The organism is Rhizobium sp. LjRoot98, from assembly GCF_964252935.1.
Taxonomy (GTDB): domain Bacteria; phylum Pseudomonadota; class Alphaproteobacteria; order Rhizobiales; family Rhizobiaceae; genus Pararhizobium.
On the sequence record NZ_CAXUPW020000001.1, the window covers coordinates 641,197 to 654,072 of the forward strand.

15 protein-coding genes are annotated in these 12,876 nt (G+C 60.3%); 10 read left to right on the forward strand and 5 right to left on the reverse strand.

What is annotated here, in order from left to right; genetic code table 11:
- Window positions 1–102 precede the first annotated feature (102 nt).
- The gene (locus tag ACSQ3J_RS03210) at window positions 103–636 is read left to right on the forward strand and encodes a GNAT family N-acetyltransferase (protein ID WP_060504892.1); all 534 of its coding nucleotides are present in this window, start codon (window positions 103–105) and stop codon (window positions 634–636) included.
- Here ACSQ3J_RS03210 and ACSQ3J_RS03215 read toward each other — a convergent pair.
- A complete protein-coding gene (locus ACSQ3J_RS03215) occupies window positions 633–1,823 on the reverse strand; it encodes a winged helix-turn-helix domain-containing protein (RefSeq protein WP_436038636.1) in 1,191 nt (396 codons plus the stop codon). The genes ACSQ3J_RS03210 and ACSQ3J_RS03215 overlap by 4 nt on opposite strands.
- 113 nt (window positions 1,824–1,936) lie before the next feature.
- Between ACSQ3J_RS03215 and ACSQ3J_RS03220 the strand changes: the two genes are divergently transcribed.
- From ACSQ3J_RS03220 to ACSQ3J_RS03245, 6 genes are all read left to right on the forward strand, one after another.
- Window positions 1,937–2,617 carry an energy-coupling factor ABC transporter ATP-binding protein gene (locus ACSQ3J_RS03220; RefSeq protein WP_436038638.1) on the forward strand — a complete coding sequence of 227 codons (681 nt, stop codon included), beginning with the start codon at window positions 1,937–1,939 and terminating at the stop codon, window positions 2,615–2,617.
- The gene (locus ACSQ3J_RS03225; RefSeq protein WP_082562688.1) at window positions 2,611–3,231 is read left to right on the forward strand and encodes an energy-coupling factor transporter transmembrane component T family protein; all 621 of its coding nucleotides are present in this window, start codon (window positions 2,611–2,613) and stop codon (window positions 3,229–3,231) included. The genes ACSQ3J_RS03220 and ACSQ3J_RS03225 overlap by 7 nt, the downstream gene beginning before the upstream one ends.
- A gap of 82 nt (window positions 3,232–3,313) precedes the next feature.
- Window positions 3,314–3,877: a biotin transporter BioY gene (locus ACSQ3J_RS03230; RefSeq protein WP_436038639.1), complete on the forward strand. Its 564-nt coding sequence runs from the start codon at window positions 3,314–3,316 to the stop codon at window positions 3,875–3,877.
- 101 nt (window positions 3,878–3,978) lie between these two features.
- Window positions 3,979–4,875 carry a zinc-dependent alcohol dehydrogenase family protein gene (locus ACSQ3J_RS03235; protein WP_436038640.1) on the forward strand — a complete coding sequence of 299 codons (897 nt, stop codon included), beginning with the start codon at window positions 3,979–3,981 and terminating at the stop codon, window positions 4,873–4,875.
- Window positions 4,876–4,938: 63 nt separating this feature from the next.
- Window positions 4,939–5,865, forward strand: a complete 927-nt coding sequence (locus ACSQ3J_RS03240) for a histone deacetylase family protein (RefSeq protein ID WP_436038641.1) — start codon at window positions 4,939–4,941, stop codon at window positions 5,863–5,865.
- Between the two features lie 2 nt (window positions 5,866–5,867).
- Window positions 5,868–6,119, forward strand: coding sequence for an exodeoxyribonuclease VII small subunit (locus tag ACSQ3J_RS03245; RefSeq protein ID WP_113548811.1), 252 nt, complete (start codon window positions 5,868–5,870; stop codon window positions 6,117–6,119).
- A gap of 12 nt (window positions 6,120–6,131) precedes the next feature.
- Here ACSQ3J_RS03245 and ACSQ3J_RS03250 read toward each other — a convergent pair whose 3' ends face one another.
- Window positions 6,132–6,482, reverse strand: coding sequence for an HVO_A0114 family putative DNA-binding protein (locus ACSQ3J_RS03250; protein ID WP_060504839.1), 351 nt, complete (start codon window positions 6,480–6,482; stop codon window positions 6,132–6,134).
- Window positions 6,479–6,769, reverse strand: a complete 291-nt coding sequence (locus tag ACSQ3J_RS03255) for a toxin-antitoxin system TumE family protein (RefSeq protein ID WP_060504838.1) — start codon at window positions 6,767–6,769, stop codon at window positions 6,479–6,481. Before ACSQ3J_RS03255 ends, ACSQ3J_RS03250 begins: the two co-directional genes overlap by 4 nt.
- 122 nt (window positions 6,770–6,891) lie before the next feature.
- On the opposite strand from ACSQ3J_RS03255, the gene ACSQ3J_RS03260 reads away from it, so the two are divergent.
- Window positions 6,892–7,815, forward strand: coding sequence for a pirin family protein (locus ACSQ3J_RS03260; RefSeq protein WP_060504837.1), 924 nt, complete (start codon window positions 6,892–6,894; stop codon window positions 7,813–7,815).
- 163 nt (window positions 7,816–7,978) lie between these two features.
- The gene (gene dxs / locus ACSQ3J_RS03265) at window positions 7,979–9,892 is read left to right on the forward strand and encodes a 1-deoxy-D-xylulose-5-phosphate synthase (protein WP_060504836.1); all 1,914 of its coding nucleotides are present in this window, start codon (window positions 7,979–7,981) and stop codon (window positions 9,890–9,892) included.
- 112 nt (window positions 9,893–10,004) lie between these two features.
- Here the strand turns inward: dxs and ACSQ3J_RS03270 are convergent, their stop codons facing one another.
- Window positions 10,005–10,745, reverse strand: a complete 741-nt coding sequence (locus tag ACSQ3J_RS03270; RefSeq protein ID WP_436038642.1) for an SDR family oxidoreductase — start codon at window positions 10,743–10,745, stop codon at window positions 10,005–10,007.
- A 97-nt stretch (window positions 10,746–10,842) separates the two neighbouring features.
- On the opposite strand from ACSQ3J_RS03270, the gene ACSQ3J_RS03275 reads away from it, so the two are divergent.
- On the forward strand, window positions 10,843–11,451 hold the full coding sequence (locus ACSQ3J_RS03275) for a TetR/AcrR family transcriptional regulator (RefSeq protein ID WP_436038643.1): 609 nt from the start codon (window positions 10,843–10,845) through the stop codon (window positions 11,449–11,451).
- A gap of 24 nt (window positions 11,452–11,475) precedes the next feature.
- Here the strand turns inward: ACSQ3J_RS03275 and ACSQ3J_RS03280 are convergent, their stop codons facing one another.
- Window positions 11,476–12,579 carry an OpgC family protein gene (locus ACSQ3J_RS03280; protein ID WP_436038644.1) on the reverse strand — a complete coding sequence of 368 codons (1,104 nt, stop codon included), beginning with the start codon at window positions 12,577–12,579 and terminating at the stop codon, window positions 11,476–11,478.
- Window positions 12,580–12,876 lie beyond the last annotated feature (297 nt).

Consider the following 12,876-nt stretch of genomic DNA (forward strand, 5'->3'; position numbering starts at 1 on the left):
GCCTTTCTTGTTTTATCGATAGAATAACCGGCACAGGTTTCCGGTGTAAGACGACCGGCAAATCAGGCCATGCCTGCTTCAGTGATGGATGGATATTCGACAATGACTGTTTTGCAGACGATGCGGCTGACGCTCAGTCCATGCACCCCAAGTGACCGCGCCGATTTCATCGATCTTGAGCGTGACCCGGAGGTCATGCGCTTTCTGAACGGCGGGTATGCGGTCAATCGTGAGACGACGAGTCCGGATGCGACATTCCTCATGCCGACAGGGATGGAGCCCTATATCTGGACGGCGCGCCGTACTGCAAACGGTGCGTTCGTCGGGTGGTTCTGTCTATGGCCGGAGGGTGAGAGGCTGGCCGAACTCGGATACCGCCTGCGCCGGATGGAGTGGGGTCAGGGGCTTGCCTCGGAGGGGGCGCTGGCCCTGGTCAACTGGGGCTTTGAAAGCGGTCAGTACGACAGGATTGCTGCAACGACGATGGCAATTAACCTCGGATCGCGCCGCGTCATGGAAAAGATCGGCCTGAGCTATGCACGCACAGTCATGTACGACGGGCCGGACCCTATCGTGGGCAGCGAGCATGGCGAGGTCTGGTACGAGCTGACGCGCTCGGAATGGAGCGGTGGCTAACCGTCCCACCCCTCTAAAAACAACACCTTCTCAACACCGGCAAATTTCGCCAGCCGCGCCAGTTCCGCCTCCAGCCGCTCCATGCGGCCGGTGGATGAGCGCACGCCCTTTTCCCACCAGAGCCGCTTGACGGCGAGTGTCCCTGTCTTGCGCTCCGCCTTCATGTCGATCCGACCGACAAGTCTGTCGCCTTCGAGCAGCGGGAAAACGTAATAGCCGTATTCGCGTTTCGGTTCGGGGACGAAAACCTCGATGCGGTAATAGAAGCCGAACAGGCGTTCGGTGCGATTGCGGTTGCGGATCAGCGGATCGAAAGGGCTGAGCACGCGGATGCGGGCGGGCGCGTCTGGGAGGTCACCGAGGTTTTCGGGAAACCCGGTGAACGCATAGGACAGGCGCGGCTTGTCACCGTCGGCAGGCTCGATCATCACTTCGGTCAGTTCGTCGCGATGCTGCATAACCCAGGCCTTTGCCTCGTCTGGCGAAACCAGATCGAAGAAGGCGGCGATTTCGCCGTGTGTGGCAAAGCCCAGCCGGTCGAGCGCTGCGCGGCAGGCCCAGTCGAGGAAAGCATCGTGGCTGACCTCCGGCTCATAGTGGTGGCCGGGAATGACGCGCTCGGTGAGATCGTAAATCTTCTGGAAGTTTTGGCGGCCGGCGATGGCGAGCTTGCCGGTATGCCAGTAGTATTCGAGCGCCGTCTTGTTGGGATGCCAGTTCCACCAGCCGCCCGACTTGTGGTCGTCGGCCTTCAAGTCCCGTGACATCGCCGCGCCACCCTGGGCGATGCGCTCGAATGTCTCTTGGAAGGTGCTGTCGAAGCCTTCGCCGCGCCATTTCAGCCAGCGCTCGCGCATAACCGCCTCGCGACGGATAAAGCGGTGCTTCCAGTAGCGGAAAAACTCCGACGGCAGGATCGACGCATCGTGTGTCCAGTGCTCGAACAGCGCGCCATCTTGTTCCAGAAGTTCGGTCAGGTGCTCGCGCCTGTAGGTCTGGTTGCGGGAAAACAGGATCTGGTGATGGGCGCGCTCGACGGTCGAGATGCTGTCGACCTGGACGAAGCCGATTTCATGAATGAGATCGAGCAGCCCCTGTTTGCCAAGCGCCCGGTTTGGAGCAGCGGCCAAGCCTTGCTTGTTGAGGAAGATGCGCCGGGCATCACGGTTTGAAACAGGAATCGCCATGCAACAATCTAGGCAAATGTTCACACTTTGTTCAAGCCCAAAACCGGAGCCTCTTTCCATCCGTAAAGAAATCGTCCTATAGAGCCTCGACATTCGAACGCGGGGGACGCGGATTGGACATACGTTTTACCAGTGTGTCCGTCAGTTTTGGCGGGCGCACGGTTCTTCAGCCGCTGACGCTGTCGCTGACCGAGCGCCGTATCGGCATTGTCGGGCTGAACGGCTCGGGCAAGACCACATTCGCGCGGCTGATCAACGGGTTGGTCAAGCCGGCCACCGGCACCGTGACAGTGAACGGCCTTGATACCGTCAACGATGCCAGCGCTGCATTGGCTGAGGCCGGTTTCATCTTCCAGAACCCGCAGCATCAGATCATCATGCCGATCGTGCATGAGGACATCGCGTTTGGCTTGAAGAACCGCGGATTAAAAGCAGACGAGATCGAACGCCGCACAGCCGCCGTGCTCGAACGGTTCGGCATCAGCCATCTGGCCAAGCGGCGCGTGCATGAACTCTCGGGCGGCGAAACGCAGCTTGCCGCCATCGCCAGCGTGCTCGTCACCGGCCCCGGCATCCTCATTCTCGACGAGCCGACCAATCAGCTGGACCTGAAGAACCGGCGCCTGGTGGAAAATACCATCACCGGGCTTAACGAGCACACGATCGTCATCAGTCATGACCTGCCGCTGATCGAAAAATTCGACCGCGTTCTTCTGTTCCACGACGGCAGGTTGATCGCCGATGGCCCGGCGAATGACAGCATCCGTGCCTACCATGAGGTGGCCGGTTGCTGAACGGGCTGAACATCGAAGGCACGACGCCGCTGCACCGGATGTCGGTGCGGATGAAGCTCGCCATCCTGCTCGTCTGCGGGCTTGCGCTTTATGCCGTGTCCTCGTTCTTTGTCCTTGTCCCGGCTTTCGTCATTGCTGCCGTCATCTACTTCACCACCGGCCTCGCCTTCCGCGAGGCCGTGTCGCGGCTAAAACCCATCCTCTTCACCATTCTGATCCTGTTGATCGCCACCGCCTACCTCACGTCGATACGCGAGGCGGCCGAAAGCTTTTTCCGGTTGATGGCGATCGTGCTGTTTGCAGGTGCTGTGACCGCTACGACGGCGACAGGCGCCTTCATCGACGAGATCACCCGGCTGCTGCAGCCGCTCGACAGGCTTGGCCTGGTGCGGGCCGCCGATGTCGGGCTCGCCTTTGGGCTGGTGCTGCGTTTTGTGCCTGATATTTTCAATCACTACCAGTCGATCCGCGAGGCGCACCGGGCGCGCGGGCTGAAGGTCCGGCCGTTGACGATCCTTGCGCCGTTGATCATCCTGACGCTCAAGGACGCTGACACGATCGCCATGGCGATTGACGCACGCGGTTTCCGGCGGCCGCGCGAGAGGCTTCGTTGATGATAAAAGCGCTCTTCCGTCTCTGTCCCGTTTAGGCTCCGGCCGCACGCATGCACATATATCGATAGACAAAGGACTTGCCATGACCACCAGAGACCTCGTTCTCATTGCTCTCTTCACCGCGATCATCGTCGTTCTCGGTCTCATTCCGCCGGTGACGCTGGCCTTCATCCCGGTGCCGATCACCGCCCAATCGATGGGTGTGATGCTGGCGGGCTGCATCATCGGCGCCAAGCGCGGTGCGCTCGCCTATGTTCTGCTGGTACTGCTGGTGGCGATCGGGCTCCCGGTTCTCTCCGGCGGCCGTGGTGGACTGGCCATCATCCAGGGTCCGACCGGCGGCTTCGTGCTTGGCTGGATCGTTGCCACCTTCGTTACCGGCCTGATCGCCGAGCGGCTGGTCAAGGAAGGCCAGAGCGAAGTCAGACAGTTTGCCGGCTTCTTCATCGCTTCCGTCATTGGCGGCATCGGCGTGCTCTATGCCATCGGCATGCCTTGGGTGACCGCCGTCACCGGCACGCCGCTCTCAGCCGTCGCCACGGGTTCGCTGGCCTTCATTCCAGGCGATATCGTCAAGGCCGTGATTGCAACGTTGGCGGCCCGCGCGGTTCTCGCCGGTTATCCGCTGCTGCACGCGCGCGCCTGAGCGCCGTGGCGGATCATCTTGCAGCCCTTGTCGCAGAGTATGGCAATCCAGACGATGTAATACGGCTTGCCAGACTGCCGCGCCCAAGCCTTGAACCAGGTATGGTCGAGATTGCCGTCGAACGTGCGGCAATCAATCCTTCCGATCTAATTCCTGTGACCGGCGCTTACCGCAATCGCACCGTTTTGCCGTTTGTACCCGGCTTCGAGGGCACCGGCACCGTCCGCCGCATCGGCGCAGGTGTCACCGGTCTGAAACCCGGCGACCGGGTGTTGCCGCTCGGGGCAACCGGACTGTGGCAAAGCTATCTCCAGCGCCCGGCAGAATGGTGTTTTCCCGTTCCGGACGACCTCTCGATTGAGCAGGCGGCGACGGCTTACGTCAATCCGATGACAACGTTGCGGCTGATCGCGGAATTGAAAGCCCATTTTGGTGGTTCTTCCGGACTTTCAGGCCGCAGGATCGGCGTCACAGCGGCCGGTTCCGCGATCGGCCGGATGCTGCTGATAGCACTGTCTGCGGAGGGGGCCGAGATGACCGCCATCGTTCGCAGTGAAGCAACCGCCGCCCGTCTGCCAGCCCTGCCGGGTCTTCAAACCTGGGTGACCGGACAGCAGCTGGCCGGCAAGGACGTGGTTTTCGACGCGCTCGTCGATGCCGTCGGAGGCGAGACCGGCGGTCAACTGCTCCGGCATCACCTTTCTCCCGGCGGTGTCTTTCTGCAATATGGTGCGCTCAGCGGAATACCGGTCGCGCAAGAGGCTCTTTCGGCACGGCCGGATGTGCGCTTTGCCTTCCTTTGGTTGCGTTCCTTCGTCCACTCCGCCGGACGGCAGGCGTTATCCAGCGCGCTTGCCCACTGTTTCGACGGCCTGCGCGACGGAACGTTTGCAAGTGAGATCGCAGCCACCTATCCGCTGTCGCGGATCAGCGAAGCGCTGGCCCATCAGCATGCACCCAATCGCATCGGCAAAATCCTCCTTGACCCGCGCTGTTGAAAACACCGCAAACGCCCTACCTAAAGCATGGACCTCGAACCCCTGAAGCCATAGGTTCCCGCCATGACCACGATCCTGTTCGAAAACCCGATCTTTCTGGAACACAAGGTTCCGGAAGGCCATCCGGAGCGGCCCGACCGGCTGAAGGCGCTCAATCTGGCGCTGGAGCATGAGCGGTTTTCGCCGCTGTCGCGGCTTGAGGCGCCGCAGGGCAACGAGGATCTGGTGCTGCTTGCCCATCCGGAACAGCATCTGCGCACCGTCATGTCCGCGATCCCCGAGGAAGGCATCAACGCCGTCGAGGCCGACACCTATGCGAGCCCCGCCAGCCTGCAGGCCGCGCTGACCGGGATTGGCGGCGCTGTCGCAGCGGTTGATGCGGTGTTTTCCGGCAAGGCCGACAATGTCTTCGTCGCCTCGCGCCCGCCCGGCCATCATGCCGAGAAGAACAAGGCGATGGGCTTCTGCTTCTTCAACAACATCGCCATCGCCGCCCGCCATGCCCAGCAGAGATATGGGGCCGAGCGTATCGCGATCGTTGACTGGGACGTGCATCACGGCAACGGCACGCAGGACATCTTCTGGGATGATCCATCGGTGCTGTTCTGCTCGACGCACCAGATGCCGCTTTATCCCGGCAGCGGCGCCAAGACCGAGACGGGTGCCGGCAATATCGTCAATGCGCCACTGTCGCCCGACACCGGCAGCGAGCATTTTCGCGAGGCGTTCAAGTCGCGCGTCCTGACGGCGCTGGATGATTTCCGCCCGGATTTCATTCTGATCTCGGCCGGGTTCGACGCCCATCACCGCGACCCCTTGGCGCAGATCAATCTCACCGCCGAGGATTTCGACTGGGCGACCGGGCGGCTGCTCGACGTCGCCGGAAAAACCGCAAACAACCGCATCGTCAGCTTGCTGGAAGGCGGCTACGATCTTCAAGGGCTGGCCGAATCGGCAGCAACCCATATCTACCGCCTGATGAGAGGATGACCATGACCACCGCTGCACAAACCGACGTATCCGCCCTCTCCTTCGAAAAGGCCGTCGAAGAACTCGAAGCCATTGTCTCGGCACTGGAGCGCGGTGACGTGGCGCTCGACAAGTCGATCGAGATTTATGAGCGCGGCGAAGCGCTGAAGAAACATTGCGAGGCGCTACTCGGCGCCGCCGAAAACCGCATCGAAAAGATCAGGCTCGACCGGGCCGGAAAGCCGCAGGGCGTCGAGCCGCTTGACGGGGAGTAAGCGGTTCCCAAGCTATAGGGCGATTGTCGTTCTGATTTCATCATAGCCTGCATGCAGGCCTTTGGCATCGTGTTCGATCAGGCCGGCTTTCGACAAAATCTCCACATCCTCGTGAACACGCCGATAGTCCCGGCCCAGGCTGCGCGCCAGTGCGGCAATGCTGGCCTGTGGATGACGGCGCAGATGACGCAGCAGCTCAAGACGTTTTGTCGTCATTGTCTGTGACAACGCATCCCAGTTCACAAAGGTCAGGTGATCTTCCGAAACAGCCTCGCCCTTTTCCGCGCGATGCCATGCGTCCGCGACCCTCTTCTGAAGGTCATCAAAAGAGCCGCCAATATGAAGCTGTACGTCCTTGCTCATATCCGTTCTCCTCTTACTTTTTCGACATCCAGCCGGAAATCGGCCAGCAGCTGTTCAATGGAAACAAACGCATAACCCTCTTCGCGGTCATCATAGTGGCGATGATCGCCCTTGCCGCGCTCGTTGTCATATCCAACAATTCTCTCGCCTGGGCGGCCGTAAAACAGAGAATATTTGAGAAAGTGCGACGCTGGCGGAACGGATACCGGCACGTGCCAAACCTTGATCTCAAGGATCGCACCATCCTGAAAAATTAGCCGATCACGGATGATCAATGTCGCTTTCATTCTTCAAAATATGTCATGTGACGCCATATGGCGTCAAGCGCCATAAATACGTGAGAGGACACTGGTAGTTTTCCTGCTGCGGGCCTACGTTAGGGTCAATATGAACCGACGAGGACCAGCCCATGAGCTTCTTTCCCGGACCAGACCCCGAAGCTGGTGATGCACCGGCCTGTGATGCGATCGAGCATCTGATCATTCCGCGCACCAGCGACATCGGCAATCTGCAGGTACGCCGGGCGTTGCCGACGGCAAAGCGGCGGCTGGTCGGGCCGTTCATCTTCTTTGACCGGATGGGACCGGCGCTTCTCAAGGCAGGACAAGCGCTGGACGTGCGGCCGCATCCGCATATCGGGCTTTCGACGGTCACCTACCTGTTCGACGGTGAGATCAAGCATCGCGATAGCCTCGGCACCGAAATGGTTATCGCGCCCGGCGACCTCAACCTGATGACGGCGGGGCGCGGTATCGTGCACTCCGAGCGCTCGCCCGAAAACCTGCGCGGCAAACCGCAATCGATCTCCGGCCTGCAGACCTGGCTTGCCCTGCCCGACCAATACGAGGAAATCGATCCGATCTTTGCCCATACCGAAAAACGCGACCTGCCCTCCTTCAACATGGACGGGCTGGAAGGTCGGGTCGTCATCGGCCAGTTCGAAGGGATGAGGTCGCCGGTTTCGGTGTTTTCCGACACGATCTATGTCGATCTGCGGATCGAGCCTGGCCGGAGCGCGCCGTTTGCTGCCGAGTGGGAAGAGCGCGCGCTCTATATCCTTGAGGGCGAGGCGATCATTGCGGGCGATCATTTTGCCGACAATCAACTGCTGGTTTTGCGGGCGGGCGATGCGATCACGATCACGGCGGGCCTAGCGGGCTGTCATATCATGCTGTTCGGGGGTGCCGCCCTTGGCTCTGCCCGGCATATCTGGTGGAATTTCGTTTCCTCGTCCAAGGAGCGGATCGAACAGGCCAAGGAGGAATGGCGAACGGGCCGTTTCGACATCGTCCCGGGGGACGAGGAAGAGTTTATCCCTTTGCCGGAGCGGTAATATTGGTTAAACTCGCAGCGTGCCGCAAGAAAACCGGTTTTTGCAATCCATAACGATTCTGTTTAAAGACGCGGTTCCCAGCGGACACCAACACTAGACATCGCGGTTCCCTTGAAGGCGCGAGAACGAAGGCCTTAGCGTGACACAATTGCCAGTCCATCCAATGCCGGCGACCCCTCTTCTCGATCAGGTTGTTTATCCCGATGATTTGAAGAGGATCGAAGACAAGGACTTGCCGCAACTGGCAGCCGAACTGCGCTCGGAGATGATCGATGCGGTGTCGCGTACCGGCGGCCATCTGGGTGCCGGTCTTGGCGTCGTCGAACTGACCATCGCCATCCACAAGGTCTTCAACACACCGCATGACCGGCTGATCTTCGATGTCGGTCATCAATGTTATCCGCACAAGATCCTCACCGGCCGCCGTGACCGTATCCGCACGTTGCGCCAGGAGGACGGCTTGTCCGGCTTCACACGGCGCGCCGAAAGCGAATACGACCCCTTTGGCGCGGCCCATTCCTCGACCTCGATTTCCGCCGGTCTCGGCATGGCGGTGGCAGCCGATCTCTCCGGCGAGCATCGCAATGTCATTTCCGTCATCGGCGATGGCGCAATGTCGGCCGGCATGGCCTACGAGGCACTCAACAATGCCGGCGCGCTGGATGCGCGGCTGATCGTCATTCTCAATGACAACGACATGTCGATCGCCCCGCCGACAGGCGCGATGAGCGCCTATCTGGCCCGCCTTGCCTCCGGCCGCACCTACATGGGCTTTCGCGATCTCGGCAAAAAGCTGACGGCCTATCTCGGCAAGAAGGTCGACCGGGCGATTACCCGCGCCGTCGAGCACGCGCGCGGTTATGTCACGGGCGGAACACTATTCGAAGAGATGGGCTTTTACCATATCGGCCCGATTGACGGCCATTCCTTCGAGCATCTGTTGCCGGTGCTGCGCAATGTGCGCGACAATTCCAATGGTCCGGTGCTGATCCATGTGGTGACACAGAAGGGCAAGGGTTACCCGCCCGCCGAAGCTGCAGCGGACAAGTATCACGGCGTCAACACATTCGACGTCATCACCGGCGCGCAGGCGAAAGCCAAGCCGAATGCCCCGGCCTATACATCCGTCTTTGCCGAGGCGCTGACGCAGGAAGCGGGCTATGACGACAAGATCGTCGCGGTTACCGCCGCCATGCCGTCCGGCACCGGCCTCGACAAGTTTGCGCTGGCCCATCCCTCCCGCTGTTTCGATGTCGGCATTGCCGAGCAGCATGCGGTCACCTTTGCGGCGGGGCTGGCGTCTGAAGGCTACAGGCCGTTCTGTGCGCTCTATTCCACCTTCCTGCAGCGCGGGTATGACCAGGTGGTGCATGACGTGGCGATCCAGGGCCTGCCGGTCCGTTTCCCGATCGACCGTGCCGGCTTTGTCGGCGCCGATGGCCCGACCCATGCCGGTTCGTTCGATACGACCTATCTCGCCACCCTGCCCGGCTTCGTCGTGATGGCGGCCGCCGACGAAGCGGAACTCAAGCATATGGTGCGCACCGCCGCAGCCTATGACGCAGGTCCGATCTCGTTCCGTTATCCACGTGGCGAGGGCGTTGGCGTGGAAATGCCGGAGCGTGGCCAGATCCTTGAAATCGGCAAGGGCCGAGTGATGAAGCAGGGCTCGAAGGTGGCGCTGCTTTCGTTCGGTACGCGTCTCGCCGATTGCCTGCTTGCCGCCGAAGATCTCGATGCCGCCGGGCTTTCGACGACGGTCGTCGATGCCCGCTTTGCAAAACCGCTCGACCACGATCTGATCCGCCAGTTGGCCAGGCATCACGAAGTGCTGATCACTATCGAGGAAGGCGCCGTCGGCGGCTTCGGCAGCCATGTGCTGCAATTCCTCGCCCATGAAGGCCTGCTCGACAACGGCCTGAAAATCCGGCCGCTGGTTCTTCCGGATATCTGGATGGAACAGGCCAAGCCTGAAGCCATGTATGCCAGGTCGGGCCTCGACCGCGCCGGCATCGTTTCGACCGTGTTCAAGACGCTCGGGCAGAAGCAGCAGATCGGCTCAAGCGTCGCAGGCTGATTGCTGGGCATTGGCCCACACGACCGGTTTTACCGATATCAACGATACCAGCCCTGCGCGACATACGCAGGGCTGGTCTTTTTTTTTGGTTCAGCGCAAAGGGTCGCACCGATCAGATATTGGCACCACCATCAATGGTAATGCTTGAGCCGGTGATGAAGCGGCTTTCCTCTCCAGCAAGAAATGTCACCAGAGCAGCGATGTCCTGGGCCTTGCCGAAGCGAGGAATGGCCATCAGGGCAAGCTGCGGTTCGGCGTGATCACCATGGGCCGGGTTCATGTCGGTGTCGGTGGAGCCAGGCTGGACGATGTTGACAGTGATCTCTTGCGGCCCGAGATCGCGTGCCAAGGCCTTGGTCAGCCCGACCAGCGCGAACTTGCTGGTTGAATAGATACTGAGGCCGGAGAATGGCACCTGTTCTCCGAGATTGCTGCCGATGAAGATGATGCGGCCGCCCTGCCCCATCACCGCTGCTGCCGCCTTGGAGGCGACGAAGCTGGCGCGGACGTGAATGCTCATGACGCGGTCAAACTCTTCCAGCGTCGCGGTATCGATCGTATCGACCGAGAAGACGCCGGCGCTGTTGACGAGAATATCGAGACTGCCAAGCCTCGCGTGAGCCTCTGCCACGGCCGCCTCGACGGCTGCCGCATCGAGATTGTCGGCCTTGATGGCAAGCGCCCTGCGCCCGAGTTTCTCGATAGCGCTGACGACTTCCTCTGCCTTGCCGGGAGCGCTTGCATAGGTGATGGCGACATCGGCACCATCCCTGGCAAGTGCCAGCGCAATGGCCGCACCGATCCCCCGGCTACCACCGGTGACGAAAGCAACTTTATTGTTCAAGCGAGGCACGACATTTCCTTTTGTAACGATCGATACATATATGTAGTCAGCATTGCCTGCCGTCGTCAATTGATTTATGTATCGAATGATACAGAAAGGAATTTCGATGTCTCAAAGAGGCCGCCCGCGCACCTTCGACAGCGATGCAGCACTGAGGCGGGCAATGCTGGTCTTCTGGGAAAAAGGCTATGTGGCGACATCCATGGCCGATCTGACGGCGGCGATGCAGATCGGTGCGCCGAGCCTTTATGCAGCCTTCGGCAACAAGGCCGATCTGTTCGCAGCAGCTCTCAAGACCTACAAGGCCGAGATCGGGCTGGAGATATGGAACGCCCTGTCAAAGGCTGTGACGGCACGGCAGGCCTTTGCCGATTTCCTGCAACAGACTGCCCTGGCCTATGCCCAGCCGGATACGCCACGCGGTTGCATGATTGCGCTTGGTGTCCTGAATGGCGACACGGACGCCGTTTCCACCTGTGAATTGTTGCGGCATTGCCGGTTGGAAAACGCCACCCTGCTGCGCGCGCGGCTGGAGGAAGGCGTCCGCGACGGCGAGATTGCGCCTACGGCAGATTGCCAGAAAATTGCCGATTTTTATGCAACAGTCCAGCACGGCATGTCGATTACCGCGCGCGACGGCGCGACTCTGGCTTCCCTCCAAAGCACGGCAGATGCGGCAATGGCCGCCTGGGACGCACTGACCGCACCGCGATAAAGCAGGCTCCCACAGGCGCTGAATTCAGATGGCGCGGCGCAAGCCATAAGATGCGGCTCCAACCCGGGCAGTCCTTCGGCCTTCGAGCATCCAGCCGATGGCCAACTGCAGCGCACAACCGATGGCAAGCAACAACAGTTGCAGCGCGATCGGCATGCCGGGATCGAGTGTCATCAACACCACGGCACCGAACGACAGAAGGATACCGGCAGAAAAGACGGCCAGGCTGTGCCGCCCGGCGGCGCAGACGAGCCACATGGCCGGATGATCGGCGGTGGCTTTGACGGCTCGAACATTCCAGGCGAGATAAAGGATCGCCAGAACATTGATGATCCGCAAAGGGCCGTCATTGATCTTGGACACCAGCTGATGGTGAAGTTCACCAAACGGCGAATCCACGGCCCCGAGATGAAAAGCCAGATTGAGCGGAATGGCAGTGACAGCAAAAACTGCGGCGGCTGCGAATACCGGGCCATTGTAAGGCAGAACGGACTGGCCGCATTTCATGCGTGCCCCGAGATATATGCCGATCATGAAGATAAACTGCCAGGACAGGGGATCGAAAAACCAGGCCTCTCCCTCAAGGGCTGCGTTGGGAAAATTGATATGGCCAAGACCAGCAACGAACCAGATGAGGCAGGAAAGCCCCAGAAGCGCGCTTTTCGACCTGTCATGCAGCAGAAACGCGAAAGGAGCGATCAACAGCAGGACGACGTACATCGGCAGGATGTCGAGATTGCCGGGCATATAACTCAGCGACAGGGCCTGAAGACCATGTTGGAGCGGATCGCGCCAGAAATCCGTCATCTCGGCAGGCCACGCCGTCTGGTCAAAGGTTGCGATGACAAAAGCCGAGATTGTCACCATGATCACGAAGAGTATGAGATGCACGAGGTAGAGGCGCAAGGCCCGCTTCCATGGCCGCTCCAGCTGCAGGCTGGCATACGGACGATAATAGGCGAGCGCGCAGGACATGCCGGCCAAAAGTACGAAGATTTCGGAGGCGTCGGAAAATCCGCGCGACTGCTGGAACGTTGGCGAAAACGTGAACTCTGCATGACCGATGAAAATGAGCAGAAGCGACAGGCCCCGCAGCAGGTCTATTCTGTTCTCCCGTTCGCCGTTCATCTCTGGGTTCCAGGTTGCCACCATCGCGGCAGGCGCGATCAACCCGTCCTAAAGCAAAACCGTTACTCTCCCGCCTGATATCACCGGTACAATTTTAGCGATTGATCATTTTAAAACGGCCACTTCGTGGTGACCGGTATCACTTTCCCTCATGCCCACCTTGTGACAGGCATCCAGCCCCGGCCGCCGCCGGGTCAACGTTCCCTTTGGCCCAATGACCTGCCCCTCATGAGGCCTGGCCTTGTCGATGGACTGAACCCCGGCAAAGTGCCGGGGTTCAGTCCAGGCTTCTTCCGC

Excerpts from the sequence above, each read along its gene's own strand:
- ACSQ3J_RS03210 (WP_060504892.1), top strand. The coding sequence starts at position 103 with ATGACTGTTTTGCAGACGATGCGGCTGACGCTCAGTCCATGCACCCCA.
- ACSQ3J_RS03215 (WP_436038636.1), bottom strand. The coding sequence starts at position 1,823 with ATGGCGATTCCTGTTTCAAACCGTGATGCCCGGCGCATCTTCCTCAAC.
- ACSQ3J_RS03230 (WP_436038639.1), top strand. The coding sequence starts at position 3,314 with ATGACCACCAGAGACCTCGTTCTCATTGCTCTCTTCACCGCGATCATC.
- ACSQ3J_RS03235 (WP_436038640.1), top strand. The coding sequence starts at position 3,979 with ATGGTCGAGATTGCCGTCGAACGTGCGGCAATCAATCCTTCCGATCTA.
- ACSQ3J_RS03240 (WP_436038641.1), top strand. The coding sequence starts at position 4,939 with ATGACCACGATCCTGTTCGAAAACCCGATCTTTCTGGAACACAAGGTT.
- ACSQ3J_RS03245 (WP_113548811.1), top strand. The coding sequence starts at position 5,868 with ATGACCACCGCTGCACAAACCGACGTATCCGCCCTCTCCTTCGAAAAG.
- ACSQ3J_RS03250 (WP_060504839.1), bottom strand. The coding sequence starts at position 6,482 with ATGAGCAAGGACGTACAGCTTCATATTGGCGGCTCTTTTGATGACCTT.
- ACSQ3J_RS03255 (WP_060504838.1), bottom strand. The coding sequence starts at position 6,769 with ATGAAAGCGACATTGATCATCCGTGATCGGCTAATTTTTCAGGATGGT.
- ACSQ3J_RS03260 (WP_060504837.1), top strand. The coding sequence starts at position 6,892 with ATGAGCTTCTTTCCCGGACCAGACCCCGAAGCTGGTGATGCACCGGCC.
- dxs (WP_060504836.1), top strand. The coding sequence starts at position 7,979 with ATGCCGGCGACCCCTCTTCTCGATCAGGTTGTTTATCCCGATGATTTG.
- ACSQ3J_RS03275 (WP_436038643.1), top strand. The coding sequence starts at position 10,843 with ATGTCTCAAAGAGGCCGCCCGCGCACCTTCGACAGCGATGCAGCACTG.
- ACSQ3J_RS03280 (WP_436038644.1), bottom strand. The coding sequence starts at position 12,579 with ATGAACGGCGAACGGGAGAACAGAATAGACCTGCTGCGGGGCCTGTCG.